The organism is Pseudoxanthomonas sp. SORGH_AS_0997 (assembly GCF_031453535.1).
GTDB lineage: Bacteria > Pseudomonadota > Gammaproteobacteria > Xanthomonadales > Xanthomonadaceae > Pseudoxanthomonas_A > Pseudoxanthomonas_A winnipegensis.
Map to the genome: position 1 here is coordinate 403,880 of NZ_JAVIZI010000001.1, position 14,957 is coordinate 418,836.

The 14,957-nt window shown below is 69.7% G+C and carries 14 protein-coding genes and 4 tRNA genes; 13 read left to right on the plus strand and 5 right to left on the minus strand.

The features are described from left to right. The first annotated feature begins 12 nt into the window (after positions 1–12). The 6 genes from lon (at position 13) to QE438_RS01885 (ending at position 5,723) form a co-directional block, all read left to right on the plus strand. On the plus strand, positions 13–2,454 hold the full coding sequence (gene lon / locus QE438_RS01860; protein WP_306992957.1) for an endopeptidase La: 2,442 nt from the start codon (positions 13–15) through the stop codon (positions 2,452–2,454). A gap of 210 nt (positions 2,455–2,664) precedes the next feature. Then, entirely contained in the window at positions 2,665–2,937 is a 273-nt protein-coding gene (locus QE438_RS01865; protein WP_130519995.1) for an HU family DNA-binding protein, read from the plus strand. 16 nt (positions 2,938–2,953) lie between these two features. Further along, positions 2,954–3,028: transfer RNA gene (locus QE438_RS01870), tRNA-Val, on the plus strand. A gap of 27 nt (positions 3,029–3,055) precedes the next feature. Continuing rightward, a tRNA-Asp gene (locus tag QE438_RS01875) sits at positions 3,056–3,132 on the plus strand. An 84-nt stretch (positions 3,133–3,216) separates the two neighbouring features. After that, a tRNA-Asp gene (locus QE438_RS01880) sits at positions 3,217–3,293 on the plus strand. A 459-nt stretch (positions 3,294–3,752) separates the two neighbouring features. Next, positions 3,753–5,723 (plus strand): SurA N-terminal domain-containing protein, encoded by a 1,971-nt coding sequence (locus tag QE438_RS01885; protein WP_306992955.1) that lies wholly within the window; start codon positions 3,753–3,755, stop codon positions 5,721–5,723. A 266-nt stretch (positions 5,724–5,989) separates the two neighbouring features. Here QE438_RS01885 and QE438_RS01890 read toward each other — a convergent pair whose 3' ends face one another. The 3 genes from QE438_RS01890 to gloB form a co-directional block, all read right to left on the minus strand. Beyond that, positions 5,990–6,781 carry an enoyl-ACP reductase gene (locus QE438_RS01890; RefSeq protein WP_130519999.1) on the minus strand — a complete coding sequence of 264 codons (792 nt, stop codon included), beginning with the start codon at positions 6,779–6,781 and terminating at the stop codon, positions 5,990–5,992. Between the two features lie 64 nt (positions 6,782–6,845). Next, a complete protein-coding gene (locus tag QE438_RS01895) occupies positions 6,846–8,003 on the minus strand; it encodes a lytic transglycosylase domain-containing protein (protein WP_306992953.1) in 1,158 nt (385 codons plus the stop codon). A 14-nt stretch (positions 8,004–8,017) separates the two neighbouring features. Continuing rightward, a complete protein-coding gene (gene gloB / locus QE438_RS01900; protein ID WP_306996183.1) occupies positions 8,018–8,794 on the minus strand; it encodes a hydroxyacylglutathione hydrolase in 777 nt (258 codons plus the stop codon). Between the two features lie 47 nt (positions 8,795–8,841). Between gloB and QE438_RS01905 the strand changes: the two genes are divergently transcribed. Genes QE438_RS01905 through dnaQ form a run of 4 tightly spaced genes read left to right on the plus strand, consistent with a single transcriptional unit; the run spans position 8,842 to position 11,251 of the window. Continuing rightward, the gene (locus QE438_RS01905; protein WP_130534579.1) at positions 8,842–9,477 is read left to right on the plus strand and encodes a methyltransferase domain-containing protein; all 636 of its coding nucleotides are present in this window, start codon (positions 8,842–8,844) and stop codon (positions 9,475–9,477) included. A 17-nt stretch (positions 9,478–9,494) separates the two neighbouring features. Beyond that, complete coding sequence (gene rnhA / locus QE438_RS01910) at positions 9,495–9,944, plus strand: ribonuclease HI (protein WP_130520007.1); 450 nt, start codon at positions 9,495–9,497, stop codon at positions 9,942–9,944. After that, entirely contained in the window at positions 9,941–10,492 is a 552-nt protein-coding gene (locus tag QE438_RS01915) for a GNAT family N-acetyltransferase (RefSeq protein WP_306992950.1), read from the plus strand. Before rnhA ends, QE438_RS01915 begins: the two co-directional genes overlap by 4 nt. Before the next feature lie 3 nt (positions 10,493–10,495). Further along, complete coding sequence (gene dnaQ / locus QE438_RS01920; RefSeq protein ID WP_306992948.1) at positions 10,496–11,251, plus strand: DNA polymerase III subunit epsilon; 756 nt, start codon at positions 10,496–10,498, stop codon at positions 11,249–11,251. A gap of 308 nt (positions 11,252–11,559) precedes the next feature. On the opposite strand, the gene QE438_RS01925 is transcribed toward dnaQ, so the two are convergent. Further along, a complete protein-coding gene (locus tag QE438_RS01925) occupies positions 11,560–12,264 on the minus strand; it encodes a PP2C family serine/threonine-protein phosphatase (RefSeq protein WP_130520013.1) in 705 nt (234 codons plus the stop codon). Between the two features lie 208 nt (positions 12,265–12,472). On the opposite strand from QE438_RS01925, the gene QE438_RS01930 reads away from it, so the two are divergent. Together QE438_RS01930 and QE438_RS01935 are read left to right on the plus strand one after the other, a co-directional pair. Further along, positions 12,473–12,562: transfer RNA gene (locus tag QE438_RS01930), tRNA-Ser, on the plus strand. 111 nt (positions 12,563–12,673) lie between these two features. Continuing rightward, positions 12,674–13,081, plus strand: coding sequence for a DUF6165 family protein (locus tag QE438_RS01935; RefSeq protein WP_130529152.1), 408 nt, complete (start codon positions 12,674–12,676; stop codon positions 13,079–13,081). A gap of 58 nt (positions 13,082–13,139) precedes the next feature. Here the strand turns inward: QE438_RS01935 and QE438_RS01940 are convergent, their stop codons facing one another. Then, entirely contained in the window at positions 13,140–14,183 is a 1,044-nt protein-coding gene (locus QE438_RS01940; protein ID WP_306992943.1) for a glycosyltransferase family 9 protein, read from the minus strand. An 18-nt stretch (positions 14,184–14,201) separates the two neighbouring features. On the opposite strand from QE438_RS01940, the gene QE438_RS01945 reads away from it, so the two are divergent. After that, positions 14,202–14,951: a 3-deoxy-D-manno-octulosonic acid kinase gene (locus QE438_RS01945; RefSeq protein ID WP_130523513.1), complete on the plus strand. Its 750-nt coding sequence runs from the start codon at positions 14,202–14,204 to the stop codon at positions 14,949–14,951. Positions 14,952–14,957: the final 6 nt, after the last annotated feature.

The window sequence follows — 14,957 nt, forward strand, 5'->3', positions numbered from 1 at the left end:
CCTGGAGCCCCCATGGCCCGTACCGAACCCCAGATCCTGGACCTGCCCGTGCTGCCGCTGCGCGACGTGGTGGTCTTCCCACACATGGTCATCCCGTTGTTCGTCGGCCGCGACAAGTCGATGCGCGCGCTGGAGCAGGCCATGGCCGCCGACAAGCGCATCCTGCTGGTCGCGCAGAAGTCGGCCGACACCGACGACCCGACCGCGGCCGACCTCTACCAGATCGGCACCCTGGCCCAGGTGCTGCAGCTGCTGAAGCTGCCCGACGGCACGATCAAGGTGCTGGTCGAGGGCATCGCCCGCGTGGCGGTCAGCGAGATCGTCGAGCGCGAGCAGTCGCTGTACGGGCAGGGCGAGGAGATCGACACCGACGAGGCCGCCGAGTCGCGTGAGATCGAGGCCGTCGCGCGCTCGCTGATGAGCCTGTTCGAGCAGTACGTCAAGACCAACCGCAAGCTGCCGCCGGAGCTGCTGCAGACCCTGGCCGGCATCGACGAGCCCGGCCGCCTGGCCGACACCATCGCCGCGCACCTGGGCGTGCGCCTGAGCGACAAGCAGCGCCTGCTGGAGACCATTCCGGTCGGAGAGCGGCTGGAGCTGCTGGTCGGCTTCGTCGATGGCGAGATCGACGTGCAGCAGCTGGAGAAGCGCATCCGCGGCCGGGTCAAGTCGCAGATGGAGAAGTCCCAGCGCGAGTACTACCTCAACGAGCAGATGAAGGCGATCCAGAAGGAGCTGGGCGAGCTGGACGACGCGCCCAACGAACTGGAGGAGCTGACCCGCAAGATCGCCGCGGCCGGCATGCCCAAGGCGGTGGAGACCAAGGCGCGCAACGAGCTCAACAAGCTCAAGCAGATGTCGCCGATGTCGGCCGAGGCCGCGGTGGTGCGCAACTACCTGGACTGGATCCTCGGCGTGCCGTGGAAGAAGCGCTCCAAGGTGCGCAAGGACCTCAAGGTCGCCCAGGAGACGCTGGACGCCGACCACTACGGTCTGGAGAAGGTCAAGGAGCGCATCCTCGAATACCTCGCCGTGCAGTCGCGCGTGAAGCAGATGAAGGGCCCGATCCTGTGCCTGGTCGGGCCGCCGGGCGTGGGCAAGACCTCGCTGGGCCAGTCCATCGCCAAGGCCACCAACCGCAAGTTCGTGCGCATGGCGCTGGGCGGCGTGCGCGACGAGGCCGAGATCCGCGGCCATCGCCGCACCTACGTCGGCTCGATGCCGGGCCGCATCGTGCAGAACCTCAACAAGGTCGGCACCAAGAACCCGCTGTTCGTGCTGGACGAGATCGACAAGATGTCGATGGACTTCCGCGGCGATCCGTCCTCGGCCCTGCTGGAAGTGCTCGATCCCGAGCAGAACCACACCTTCAACGACCACTACCTGGAAGTGGACCTGGACCTGTCGGACGTGATGTTCGTGGCGACCTCCAACTCGCTCAACATCCCCGGCCCGCTGCTGGACCGCATGGAAGTGATCCGCATCCCCGGCTACACCGAGGAGGAGAAGCTCAACATCGCCCAGCGCTACCTGGTGCCCAAGCAGCTCAAGGCCAACGGCCTCAAGCCCGATGAGCTGAGGATCGAGGAAAGCGCGGTGCGCGACATCGTGCGCTACTACACGCGCGAATCCGGCGTGCGCAGCCTGGAGCGCGAGATCGCCAAGATCTGCCGCAAGGTGGTCAAGGAGATCGCGCTGGCCGGTCCCCAGCCGGAGAAGAAGGCCAAGAAGGGCCAGGCGCGCATCGTGGTGTCCGAGAAGAACCTGGAGAAGTACCAGGGCGTGCGCCGCTTCGACTTCGGCCGCGCCGAGGAAGCCAACGAGATCGGCCTGGTCACCGGCCTGGCCTGGACCGAGGTTGGCGGTGACCTGCTGCAGATCGAAGTGACGCTGGTGCCCGGCAAGGGCGGCATGACGCTGACCGGTCAGCTGGGCGATGTGATGAAGGAATCGGCCTCGGCCGCGCTGTCGGTGGTGCGTTCGCGCGCCGAGAGCCTCGGCATCGACACCGAGTTCCTGCAGAAGCAGGACGTGCATCTGCACGTGCCCGATGGCGCCACGCCCAAGGACGGCCCGAGCGCCGGCATCGCGATGGTGACCGCGCTGGTGTCCACGCTGACGCGCAATCCGGTCAAGGCCGAAGTGGCGATGACCGGTGAGATCACCCTGCGCGGCCGCGTCTCGGCCATCGGTGGCCTGAAGGAAAAACTGCTGGCCGCCATGCGCGGTGGCATCACCACCGTGATCATCCCCGAGGAGAACCGCAAGGACCTGGCGGACATCCCCGAGTCGGTGCTCAAGGGCATGGAGATCGTGCCGGTGAAGTGGATCGACGAGGTGCTGGACTTGGCGCTGGAGCGCCCGGTCGGGCCGGTCGGTGGCTCGGAAGGCGACAAGGGCGTGGAGGTGCCGCAGCCGGCCAAGCGTGCGCCGCAGCGCGATGTCAAGCATTGACTTTGCGCGCTTCATGAAACCTAAAACGCGCTGAAACCCGCGCCGTTATTAGGTTTTTCGGTTGCGGCACCGGGGTGCGGCTGGTATAAAAGCCGCACCCAAGGACGTCCCCAACGGTCGTTCGCAGTGGGATCCAACCGGCCCGACGTGGCGCAAGCCCCGGGCCGGTCACACATTCAGCGGTTGCATACCGCACATGGAGTTATCGCAATGAACAAAGCCGAATTGATCGAGGCTGTCGCCAGCCGTTCCGACCTGAGCAAGGCTGATTCCACCCGTGCCGTCGACGCCGTCGTGGCCAGCATCACCGAAGCGCTGAAGGGCGGCGACTCGGTCACCATCGTGGGCTTCGGCACCTTCCAGGTGCGTGGCCGCGCCGCGCGTACGGGCCGCAACCCGAAGACCGGCGAGAACATCGAAATCGCCGCTTCGAAGAATCCTGCATTCAAGGCTGGCAAGGCTCTGAAGGACGCTGTAAACTAATCCGCTCAGCTCGCCAGGGTGCTTAGCTCAGCGGTAGAGCGTCTCCTTTACACGGAGAGGGTCGGGGGTTCGAAACCCTCAGCACCCACCAAGCACCACAGCCAAGAGTTTCAAGCGCGGAGCGGTAGTTCAGTCGGTTAGAATGCTGGCCTGTCACGCCGGAGGTCGCGGGTTCGAGTCCCGTCCGCTCCGCCAGTTGTTCCAAAAGCCCCCGAGCGATTGGGGGCTTTGCTTTCCCCGAAGGGTGAAGGCAGATGTTGTGCAAAGCGTTTCAAGCGCGGAGTGGTAGTTCAGTCGGTTAGAATGCTGGCCTGTCACGCCGGAGGTCGCGGGTTCGAGTCCCGTCCACTCCGCCAGTTGTTCAAAGCGCCCGCCGGCGACCCCGGCGGGCGTTTTCTTTTGTGCGTCACCGCACGCGGCGCGGGCAAACACGTTTCGCCAGCCTCGACACGATCGGGCGCGTTTACTCGGCAGATGACTGGGATTTTTCTACACTCGAAGTCATAAGGCGTAACGCACGCGGCAGCGGTCCGGCGGGCGGTGGCCGCGACCAGCGAAGCAGGACGCGGAGCGCCCGAGTCAGGGCAGGATGCCCTGATCGAGGGAAAAGCGGCCGCCGCCCGCCGGAGCGTTGCTCCTCCGAAGCGGGGCCGCTGGCCTCCCAAGCCGAAACACCCGAGCGCCGTAGTCCCTCGATCCCAGGGTGAGCCTTTTCCCGTGCCTGAGCATCGTGTCAGGGGCGCGGCCTAGCCGGCGGCATTGCGCGTGGAACCACGCTAAACTGCGCGGCTTGCCGAACCTGACCTAACGACTCGATGCTGCAGACTCTTCGCGAAAAGACCTCAGGCTGGATCGCCACCGTGGTGATGGGCCTGCTGATCGTTCCGTTCGCCTTCGTGGGCGTGAACGAGTACATGAGCGGTGGTCCGGATTCCTCCGTGGCACGCGTGCAGGCCCCGCCGACCTGGTGGCCCTCGGCCCCGTCGTGGCCGCCGCTCTCGCTACTGTGGCAGCACGCCGACATCAGCGTGCAGGACTACCAGCGCGCCGTGAGCGACGCACGCCGCCGCCAGCAGGCGCAGCAGCGCGATGCCTTCGACGCCCGCGAGTTCGACTCGGCCGCCAACAAGCGCAAGATCCTGGACGACCTGATCGACCGCAAGGTCGTCGAGCTGGCCGCCACGCGAGACGGCGTGGCGGTGAGCGATGCCGCGCTGCGCGAAGCGATCGCCTCGGACGCCAGTTTCCAGCAGGGCGGTAAGTTCGACGGCGCCACTTACGCCGCGATCCTTCAGCAGAACGGCCTGACCCCGACCACCTACCAGCAGCAGCTGCGCCAGGACATGACCATCTCCCTGGTGCCGCAGGGCCTGGCGATGAGCAGCTTCGTCACCGATCAGCAGATGGACCAGTTCTTCAAGCTGATGGGCGAGACGCGCGATGTGACCCTGGCCACCCTGCCGGCGCCGACTCCGGACACCGCGCCGGTCACCGATGCCCAGGCCAAGCAGTGGTACGACGCCCACCGTGCCGACTTCCGCAAGCCCGAGCAGGTCAGCGTGGAATACGTCGAGGTCGACGCGTCCAAGCTGCCGCCCGCGCCGGCCGTCGACGAGGCCGAGCTGCGCAAGCGCTACGAGGCCGATACCGCGCGCTTCTCCACCGAGCAGCGCCTGGCCTCGCACATCCTGATCTCGGTGCCCGCCGGCGCCGATGCGGCCACGCAGAAGGCGGCCGAGGACAAGGCCGCCAAGCTGGCCGAACAGGCCAAGGCCCCGGGCGCGGACTTCGCCGCGCTGGCCAAGGCCAATTCGCAGGACCCGGGCTCGGCCGAGAACGGCGGCGACCTGGGCTGGGTGACGCGCGGGATGATGGTCGGCCCGTTCGAACAGGCCCTGTTCGGCATCGCCAAGCCGGGCGAGGTGGTGGGCCCGATCAAGAGCGAGTTCGGCTACCACGTGATCAAGCTGCGCGAGGTCAAGGGCCAGTCCGCCAAGCCCTTCGAGGACGTGCGCGCGCAGCTGGCCGCCGAGGCGCAGAAGGAAGCCGATGCCAAGCACTACAACGACGTGGCCGGCAAGCTGGTCACCGCCACGCTGGACAACCCGGATTCGCTCGCCGCCGGCGCCCAGGCCGCCGGACTGCAGGTGCAGAAGGCCGGCCCCTTCTCGCGCGGCGACGCGCCGGGCCTGCTGGCCAACCCGCAGGTGCTGCGCGTGGTGTTCGACGAGCAGCAGATCGCCGACCGCACCGCCAGCCAGCTGATCAAGATCGACGATACGCACGCCCTGGTGGTGCGCGTGACCGACCACAGCGAGGCGACCGACCAGCCGCTGGACAAGGTCAAGGACCAGGTCGTGGCCGCCGTGCGCGCCGACCGCGCCGAGAAGGCCGCCGAAAAGCTGGCCGACGACGTGCTGGCGCGGGTGAAGAAGGGCGAGAGCCTCAAGGCCATCGCCGACGCGGCGCATTATCAGTTCGGGCAGATCCCGGGCCTGCCGCGCGGTGCGCAGATCCCCTGGCGCGAAGGCAGCCAGGCCCTGTTCGCCGCGCCCGCGCCCGAGGCCGGCAAGGTCACCCCGGGCAAGGTGCGCATGGAAGACGGCCGCTTCGTGGTCTTCACCGTGGACAAGGTCACCCCGGGCGATCCCACCAAGCTGCCCGAGGCCCAGCGCGACCAGCTGCGCCAGCAGCTCACCCAGCTCTACGCGGGCGCGGACGTGCAGCAATACGTCCAGGACACGCGCCGCAAGTTCAAGGTCGTGGTGCACGAAGACAAGCTGTAAGCGCGTCTTCGTCGCATGACATCGAAAGCCGCGCCTGGCTGACAGGCGCGGCTTTTTCGTTCTCGCCGCTGTGTTGGAGCGTGCACCGATTGGCTCCAATGAGCGTGGAGCGGATGAACTGACTTGGCCAACGCGCCTCGACCCAGCCGCACGCGACTCCTCGGCTCGGTCCGCCCTCCATGGCGAACTCGCCACTGCGCTTCCGAAGCCAACGCATCAGTGCGCCGCGATCCTAAATCGGCAGATGAGCTCATTGAAGCATGAGCTCAGCCGCCATCGACCCCGCTCATCCCCAGGATGTTGTAACCGGCATCGACATAGGTGATCTCGCCGGTGATGCCGGCGGCCAGATCCGAGCAAAGGAACGCCGCCGCATTGCCCACATCGTCGATGGAGACGTTGCGGCGCAGCGGCGCATGCTCCTCGACATAGCTGAGCGTCTTGCGGAAGCCCGCGATGCCCGAAGCGGCCAGCGTCTTGATCGGCCCGGCGGAGATGGCGTTGACGCGCGTGCCTTCGGGACCGAGATTGAGCGCCAGATAGCGCACGGTCGCCTCCAGGCTGGCCTTGGCCACGCCCATCAGGTTGTAGTTGTAGAGCGCACGCTGCGCGCCGAGATAGCTCAACGTCAGGATCGCACCCTGCTGGCCGCGCATCAGCGGCCGCGCTGCGTGGGCGAGGGCGGCCAGCGAATAGGCCGAAATGTCGTGGGCCTCGGCGAAGTTCTCCCGCGTCAGGCCATCGAGGAACTCACCGGCGATGGCCTCGCCCTGGGCGAAGGCGATGGCATGCACCAGCACGTCCAGGCTGTCCCAGTGCTCAGCCAGGGCCTCGAAGCAGGCATCGATCTGCGCATCGTCGGCCACGTCCAGCGGCAGCGCGATCTCGCTGCCGAAGGTGGTCGCCGCCTGCAGGACACGCGGCTTGAGCTTGTCGTTCTGGTAGGTGAACGCCAGTTCGGCCCCCTGGCGATGCATGGCCTCGGCGATGCCCCAGGCGATGGAGCGATCCGACGCGATGCCGGTGATCAGGACACGTTTGCCTTGCAGGAACCCCATTGCGCCTCTCGCGTGCGAACCGAAAACCAAGCGCCCATTCTGCCATCGCCCCAGGATGCGGGTCTCAGCGCAGCGGATCGGCCAGCTTCAGCACCATGCCCGGCTTGATCAGCGCCCGCTTGCCCAGCGCGTTCCAGCGGATCAGCTGCGCGGTGGCCAGGCCGTAGCGGTGGGCGATGGCCGAGAGCGTCTCGCCGCGCACCACCGTGTGCGTGGCCGGCGGTTCGGCCGGCGCACTGGACGACGCGGGAGCCGCGTCGCCGCCGCCCAGCGCACGCAGATCCGCGGCCACCGCCGGCGTGCCAGTGCGCGGGCCGGCCAGCACCCACATCGTCTCGCCGCCCAGGCCGCCGCGCAGGCGCGACACCGCCGGATTGAGGCCGGCGATCTGGTCCACGTCGCGGCCCTCGCGCGCGGCCCAGGCCGAGAGCGAGCCGTAGTCGGCCGGCAGCGCCGTGGCCTGCAGATGCGCGACCGGCCGCGCGAGCGAGGCCAGCCACTCCGGGCGCTCCCCTGCGTCCTCGAGCACACAGGCCAGCGCGTGCAGCTTGTCCACGTAGGCGGCGGTGTTGCGCGAGACCCCGGGCAGCGTCGTGGGCCGTTCCATCGCCGTGCCGCGGCCGGCGCGACGCACCGCCTGCACGATGCGGTTCTCGCCGGCGTTGTAGGCCATGATCGCCAGGCGCCAGTTGCCGTCGAACATGTCGTGCAGCGTCTTGAGATAGCGCACCGCCGCCTGGGTCGATTCCACCGGCGACAGCCGCCCGTCGTAGCCCTTGCGCATGCGCACGCCGTGGTTGCGTGCGGTCAGCGAGACGAACTGCCACAGGCCGGCCGGGCCCGCGCCGTTGGCGGCGCCCGGGTGGTACCCGCTCTCCACGAAGGGGATCAGCGCGTACTCGGTCGGCAGGCCGGCCTGGCGCATCGCGCCGACCACGTAGCCGAACAGCGGCAGGATGTCGTCGTCGCGATCGGCCAGCCGATTCGGCGCGTGGGCGAAGTTGCGCCGGTACTGCGCATCGCTGGCCTGCGCCGTGCAGCTGGGTTCGGCCAGCCCCTCGCGGAACTGGCGGAAGATCTCGCCGCCATCCACGCTCTGCTGCGCCGGATCGACGCCTGCATCGGCCGGCGTGGTCCCGGCCCCGCGCGCCTCGGCCGGCGCGTCGGTCGCCTGCTGCGCCCAGCCCGGGCAGACGCCGCCAGCCAGGGCCAGCAGACACACGGCCGCCACCCGCCTCACGCGCGGAAGCCGTCCTTCCAGCGCCGCAGCCCGGCGAAGGTCTCCACCCGGTCGCCGGCCCGATGCCCCAGCCAGGCGTCCACCGCCTGGGCGACCTCGGGAACGTCCACGCGCAGGAACGGGTTGGTCGCGCGCTCCTCGGCCAGGCTGACCGGCAGGCTCGGCCGGCCCTGGGCGCGCAGGGCGCGCACCTGCTCGGCGCGCTGCCGCAGGGCCGCGTTGCCCGGTTCGACCGTCAGTGCGAAAGCGGCGTTGCTGGCGGTGTACTCGTGCCCGCAGCACACCGGCGTGTCCCCGGGCAGCCCGGCGAGCCGGTCCAGCGATGTCAGCATCTGCGCCGGCGTGCCTTCGAACAGGCGCCCGCAGCCCAGGCTGAACAAGGTATCGCCGCTGAACAGCTCGCCGCCCTCGGCCAGCCGGTGGAAGGCGACATGGCTGCGGGTGTGCCCAGGCACGAACAGCGCCTGGAACCTCATGCCCGCGGCCTCGAAGGTTTCGCCATCGCCCACGCGGTGGGTCGCGGTGACGATGCGGTCATCGTCGGCGGCGATCACCGGCAGCCCGGGCCAGCGCGCCAGGAGTTCGGGCACGCCGCCGATATGGTCGTCATGGTGGTGGGTGAGCAGGATCGCAGCCGGCGCCAGGCCTTGCGCGGCGGCCTCCAGCACCGGCGCGGCCTGGCCCGGGTCGACGATCAGGGACTGCCCGGCATCGCCGCGCAGCACCCAGATGTAGTTGTCGTCGAAGGCGCGCAGCGCGGTCAGGCTCGGCATCATGGATCGGTCGGCAGACGCGGGGGCGTCCTCTACAATCCCCGACCATGCCTGCCGCCGCCTCCCAACGTCAACCCGAGCCCCTGGCGTGGTTCGGGACCGCGGACGGACAGCGCCTGCTGGCGGCTGAACAGCCGCGCATCGCCTCTCTGCTGGCCGCCAAGGCCGCCGCACCCACGCTATGGCTGCATCCCGGTGCCGGAGCGGGCGTCTCGGTGGTGGCCGCCGGCCTGGCGCTGCAGGCCTCCGGCGGCGGTTTCGACGGGCCGCTGCGCTGCGGCCCCAGCCTGCCGCTGGCCTCGGACAGCTTCAGCGCGGTGGTGGTGCAGCACGTGCCGGAGAACGGCGCGCGCGGTGTGCTGGCCGAATGCGCGCGCGTGCTCGAGCCGGGCGGCCGGCTGTGGCTGTTCACGCTCAATCCGGTCAGCCCGTACCGCCTGCGCTGGCGCCGCACCGGCCTGTCGGTGCGCAACCCCGGGCGCTGGCGCCGGCTGCTGCAGCAGGCCGGGCTGGACTGCGAGGCCCATCCCCCGCAGTGGCTGGGGCCGGCCTGGCGCAACGACGGCCGCGCGCCGGACATGATGCGGGCGGTCTGCCTGCTGCAGGCCGACAAGCGCGGCCCCGACCTGATCCTCTCGCCCGCCCGGCCGCCGCGATGGCAGCCCGGCGCGGTGCCGGCCTGACTCCTACGGACAGCTCCATGAAACAGATCACCATCCATTCCGACGGCTCGTGCCTGGGCAATCCCGGGCCCGGCGGCTGGGCCGCGCTGCTGCGCTACGGCCGCATCGAACGCGAGCTGTTCGGCGGCGAAGCGCACACCACCAACAACCGCATGGAGCTGATGGCCGCGATCATGGCGCTGGAGGCTCTGACCGAGCCCTGCCAGGTGATCCTGATCACCGACTCGCAGTACGTGCGCCAGGGCATCACCGAATGGATGCCCGGCTGGATCCGCAAGCAGTGGAAGACCGCCGCCGGTGGCGCGGTCAAGAACCGCGAGCTGTGGGAGCGCCTGCACGCGGCCACCCAGCGTCATCAGATCGACTGGCGCTGGGTGAAGGGCCATTCGGGCGATGCCGACAACGAGCGCGTGGACGTCCTGGCGCGCAACGCGGCCATCGCCGTGCGCGACGGCGCGGCGGCGTGAGTGCCCCGGCGCCCGAACAGACTCTGGCGCTGCGCAGCGCGCGCCTGACCCTGCACCTGCCCACCGACAGCGAGCGCGATGCGGCGCTGATGCTGGCCGTGCTCAACGATGCCGACTTCATCGCCCAGGTCCGCGACGCCGGCGTGCGCGACCTGGCCACGGCGCGCGAGGCGGTGCGGCGCGGGCCGCTGGCGTATCGCGCCGCCAACGGCCTGGGCCTGTGCCGGGTGGTGGAAACCGCGAGCGGCCGCGACATCGGCCAGGCCGGCCTGGTTACCCGCGATTACTTGCCTGCGCCGGACCTGGGCTATGCGCTGCTGCCCGAGGCGCGCGGCAAGGGCTACGCCACCGAGGCCGCGCGCGCGGTGCTGGACCACGCGCGCGACGTGCTGCGCCTGCCGCGCGTGCTGGCGCTGGTCAATCCCACCAACACCGCATCGCTGACGGTGATGGACCGCCTGGGCTTCGTGTTTGAGACAATGGCCCAGCTGCCCGGCCTGGACCATCCGCTGCGGCAGTTCTCCATCACGCTGCACGAGGACCGCTAGGCCATGCGCCAGATCATCCTGGACACCGAAACCACCGGCCTGGAATGGAAGAAGGGCAACCGCGTCGTCGAGATCGGCGCGGTCGAGCTGATCGAGCGCCGCCCCAGCGGCCACAACTTCCACAAGTACCTCAGGCCCGACTGCGAGTTCGAACCCGGCGCGCAGGAGGTGACCGGTCTGACGCTGGAGTTCCTGGCCGACAAGCCGGCGTTCGAGGAGATCGTCGAGGAGTTCCTCGACTACGTGCGCGGCGCCGAGGTGATCATCCACAACGCCTCGTTCGACGTGGGCTTCCTGGACAGCGAGCTGGCGCGGCTCGGCGCGCAGTACGGCCGCTTCACCGACTACTGCACCGTGGTGGACACCCTGGCCATGGCGCGCGAGCGCTACCCGGGCCAGCGCAACTCGCTCGATGCGCTGTGCAAGCGCCTGGGCGTGGACAACACCCACCGCCACCTGCACGGCGGCCTGCTCGACGCGCAGATCCTGGCCGATGTCTACATCGCGCTGACCTCTGGCCAGGAGGAGATCGGCTTCGGCAGCTTCGACGAGGGCGGCGGGCATGCCGCGCCGGTAGTGCACGCCTTCGATGTCAGCAATGTCGGCCTGCGCGCGCGGGTGACGCCGACGGCCGGCGAGCTGGAGGCCCACGCCAAGCGCCTGGAGAAGCTGCGCGCCAAGGCCGGCGGGCCGTGCCTGTGGGACCTGATCGAGGCGCCCCCGGCGCCAGCCAACGCCGAGGCCGCTGCGGTCGCCTGAGGGGGTTGGGAGGCCTGGGGTAGGGCGGCGAATGCCCCGAGGCGGGTCTGCAGGTCCAAACGTAGAGAGGACCAACCCTCCCGTCATTCCCGCGAAAGCCCAGCGCCTGTGGCGCTGCAGGTGAAAGCCACTGGATTCCCGCCTTCGCGGGAATGACGGCGGTGGGTGGGTGCTTGGGTGGCTCGAAATGCGCAGCCGCTCCTACGAGGTGCGGCGGGGCGGCGAAACTTTCTGAGGCGGCTCCGCCTCACTTCGAAGTCCAGGCCGCGCAGCGATGCGCCAAATCTGGCCGGCGCTGCCCCGCCAGCTCAGCCGCAGCGCACCAGGATCGCGGTGACGTTGTCCGAGCCGCCGCCGTCGAGCGCGGCGGCAATCAGCGCGTCCACGCATTCCTGCGCGCTGCAGTCGTCCTGGCGCAGGATCGCGGCGATGCCGCGGTCGTCCACTTCCTCGGTCAGGCCATCGCTGCACAGCAGCAGCTGCATGCCGGGGCGGAACTCGCCGGTCAGCGTCTCGACATTGAGCTGCGCCGGGTCGGTCACCCCCAGCGCCTGGGTGACCACGTTGCGGTGCGGATGCGAGCGCGCCTGCTCGCTGGTCAGCGCGCCCTGGGCGATCAGTTCCTGCACGTAGCTGTGGTCCTGGCTGAGCTGGGCCAGCTGGCCGTCGCGCCACAGGTAGGCGCGGCTGTCCCCGACCCAGGCCACCTCGAAGCGGTTGCCCTGCACGCGCGCGGCCACCACGGTGGTGCCCATCGGCAGGGAGTCGTTGCGCCGGCGCGAGGTGCGGATGATCTCCTCGTCGGCCACGCGGATGGCCTGGCCCAGCGCGGCGCCGGCGTTGATCTCGCGCACGATGGTCTCGCGCGCCAGGGCGCTGGCGACTTCACCGCAGGCATGGCCGCCCATGCCGTCGGCGACCAGCCACAGGCCGAGCGCGCTGTCGCCGTAATAGGTGTCTTCGTTCAGGGCGCGCCGCAGGCCGACGTGGCTGAGGTGTCCGAACTCGATCATGTGGCGCCTGGCGTCCCCGGTTGCATTGAAAAATGAACGCCATGATCGCGTCGAAGCGGACAGGGGACAAGCTGCAGTGCATCGGCGGCGTCGGCCAACATCCGGTCCGGCGCCCCGCCGCGTGGTGCTTGTCCCGGGCCGGCGCGGCCCGTATCATGCGCAACCCCGGATCGACCCCCGGGGACCGCCGCCAGGCGGTGCGACACCCGGAGAGGTGGCAGAGTGGTCGAATGTACCTGACTCGAAATCAGGCGTACGTGTAAGCGTACCGTGGGTTCGAATCCCACCCTCTCCGCCATGTTCCGCAGACGGCCCCGATGGGGCCGTTTGCTTGTCCGCCCTCCGCTGCGTGGCCTCGCGCCGACGGCGACGCCGGTACACTTGCGGCCTTTCATCGCGATGGTGCGCCATGTCCGAAATCCTCACTCCGGTCTCCTTCGGCGAGCTGCTGGACAAGATCTCGATCCTGCAGATCAAGTCCGAGCGCATGACCGACGCGGCCAAGCTGGCCAACGTGCGCAAGGAGCTCTCGGCGCTGGAGCAGACCTGGATGGCCCATCCGGCGGCGGTGCAGGACATCGCCCGCCTGCGCGCCGAGCTCAAGGCGGTCAACGAGCGGCTGTGGGTGATCGAGGACGATATCCGGCTCAAGGAGAAGGCGCAGGCCTTCGACGAGGAGTTCATCCGCCTGGCGCGCAGCGTCTACTTCGAGAACGACACCCGCGCGCGGATCAAGAAGGACATCAACCTGGCGCTGGGCTCGGCCTATGTCGAGGAGAAGTCCTACGAGGACTACGGCAGCGGCGCCGCGCCCTGACGCGTTGCCGGGGCAGTGAACGCGACGCCGGCCTGCGCGGCCGCCGCGTCCGTTTCGCTCAGCCCGCCGTGTCGGCGCGATAGCGTTCGAAGGCGGCGATCGCATCGTCGACGGTGACCAGCGCCATCACCTCGTCGAACTCGATCTTGGTGCCCCATTTCAGCTCGCTCGCCGGCTTGTGCAGGTAGCGCCGCGCCGCGTCGTCGTAGCGGTCCACGCAGTAGCGCACATCCGAGTACGGCCCGCTGCGGCGCGGGTTGCTGGCCGCATGCAGGCCCAGCACCTTGGTGCCCATGGCGTTGGCGATGTGCATGGGGCCCGAGTCGGGGGTGACCACCAGGTCGGCGCGGGCCAGCAGCGCCGGCAGCTGCTTGAGCGTGTCCTTGCCGACCAGGTCCAGCACCGGGCCGCGCATCTGCGCGGCGATGGCGTCGGCGGTCTGCCGCTCCAGCGCGCTGCGCCCGCCGCACAGCACCACGCGCCAGCCCTGGGCGATGGCATGGTCGGCCAGCGCCGCGTAGCGGTCGGCATACCAGTTGCGGCGCACATGGCTGGAGCAGGGCGAGATCATCAGCACGCGCCGGCCATCGTCCGGCCATTGCGCGCGGGCCCAGTCCCAGGCCTCGGGCGGGACCGGCAGGTCCCAGGTCACCACGTCCTGGCGCAGGCCCAGCGGTTCGCAGAAGCTGCCGATGGCATCCAGGACATGGATGCCCGGCCGGTCGGCGATGCGCTCGTTGACGAACAGGCCGTGCAGATCCTTGGATCGGCTGCGGTCGTAGCCGATCCGGCGGCGCGCGGGGACGAAGGCCGACAGCACATTGGCGCGCAGCGCGACCTGCATCTGCAGCAGCACGTCGAAGCGGCCGGGCAGGGTGGCGCGCAGGGCGCGCATGCCGGCCAGCCCGGTCTTCTTGTCGTAGAGGTGGAAGCGCACCCCTGGCAGGCCGTCGAGCAGCTTGCGCCCGCCGCCATCGATGATCCAGTCCAGCGTCAGCTGCGGCCAGGCGCGCTGCAGCGTGCGCACCAGCGGCACCACGTGGGTGACATCGCCCAGCGCGGACAGGCGCAGCAGGCACAGGGACTCAGGGGCGTTGGACAAAATTGTTAGACTCGCGCGATGGCCGCTTTTGACGCGACGGAAGTGCTGATGCCGTACCGCGATGCGCGCGGTGACGGGGCGATTCTGTTCGACCGCCAGCGCCTGCGGCAAGCGCAGCCCGAATGGCTGGATCCCGCGCACTGGGGCGACCAGGCCCGGCCGGTGGACAGCGGCGGCCGCGGCGGGGCCTGGTTCGTCGATGCGCCGTTCGGGCAGAGCCTGCTGCGCCAGTACAAGCGCGGCGGCCTGGCCGCCAGCGTCAGCAGCGATCGCTACCTGTGGCGCGGCGCCAACCGCACGCGCAGCTTCGCCGAGTTCCGCCTGACCCGCGCGCTGCACCGCATGCGCCTGCCGGTGCCGCAGCCGTTCGTGGCCCGCTATCTGCGCCAGGGCCTGACCTATCGCGCCGCGATCCTGATGGAACGGCTGGCCGACGTGCGCTCGCTGGCCGACCGCTACCAGGTGGCCGGGCAGAGCGCGCCGCTGGAGGAGACCGGGCGCCTGATCGCGCGCTTCCACCGCGCCGGCCTGGACCATGCCGATCTCAACGCGCACAACATCCTGTTCGATGCGCAGGGGCGCGGCTGGCTGATCGACTTCGACCGCGGCGTGCTGCGCATCCCGGCCACGCGCTGGCGCGAGGCCAACCTGGCCCGGCTGCTGCGCTCGCTGATGAAGCTGCGCGGGCAACGCAGCAGCCAGCAGGTGCAGGAGGACTTCGCGCGCCTGCGCAAGGCCTACGACCGCGCCTGGGAACGGGGCTTCTGAGGGCCG

Bases quoted from the DNA above. Each gene is read 5' to 3' on its own strand.
- lon (WP_306992957.1), top strand. From the start codon at position 13: ATGGCCCGTACCGAACCCCAGATCCTGGACCTGCCCGTGCTGCCGCTG.
- QE438_RS01865 (WP_130519995.1), top strand. From the start codon at position 2,665: ATGAACAAAGCCGAATTGATCGAGGCTGTCGCCAGCCGTTCCGACCTG.
- QE438_RS01885 (WP_306992955.1), top strand. From the start codon at position 3,753: ATGCTGCAGACTCTTCGCGAAAAGACCTCAGGCTGGATCGCCACCGTG.
- QE438_RS01890 (WP_130519999.1), bottom strand. From the start codon at position 6,781: ATGGGGTTCCTGCAAGGCAAACGTGTCCTGATCACCGGCATCGCGTCG.
- gloB (WP_306996183.1), bottom strand. From the start codon at position 8,794: ATGCCGAGCCTGACCGCGCTGCGCGCCTTCGACGACAACTACATCTGG.
- QE438_RS01905 (WP_130534579.1), top strand. From the start codon at position 8,842: ATGCCTGCCGCCGCCTCCCAACGTCAACCCGAGCCCCTGGCGTGGTTC.
- rnhA (WP_130520007.1), top strand. From the start codon at position 9,495: ATGAAACAGATCACCATCCATTCCGACGGCTCGTGCCTGGGCAATCCC.
- dnaQ (WP_306992948.1), top strand. From the start codon at position 10,496: ATGCGCCAGATCATCCTGGACACCGAAACCACCGGCCTGGAATGGAAG.
- QE438_RS01925 (WP_130520013.1), bottom strand. From the start codon at position 12,264: ATGATCGAGTTCGGACACCTCAGCCACGTCGGCCTGCGGCGCGCCCTG.
- QE438_RS01935 (WP_130529152.1), top strand. From the start codon at position 12,674: ATGTCCGAAATCCTCACTCCGGTCTCCTTCGGCGAGCTGCTGGACAAG.
- QE438_RS01945 (WP_130523513.1), top strand. From the start codon at position 14,202: ATGGCCGCTTTTGACGCGACGGAAGTGCTGATGCCGTACCGCGATGCG.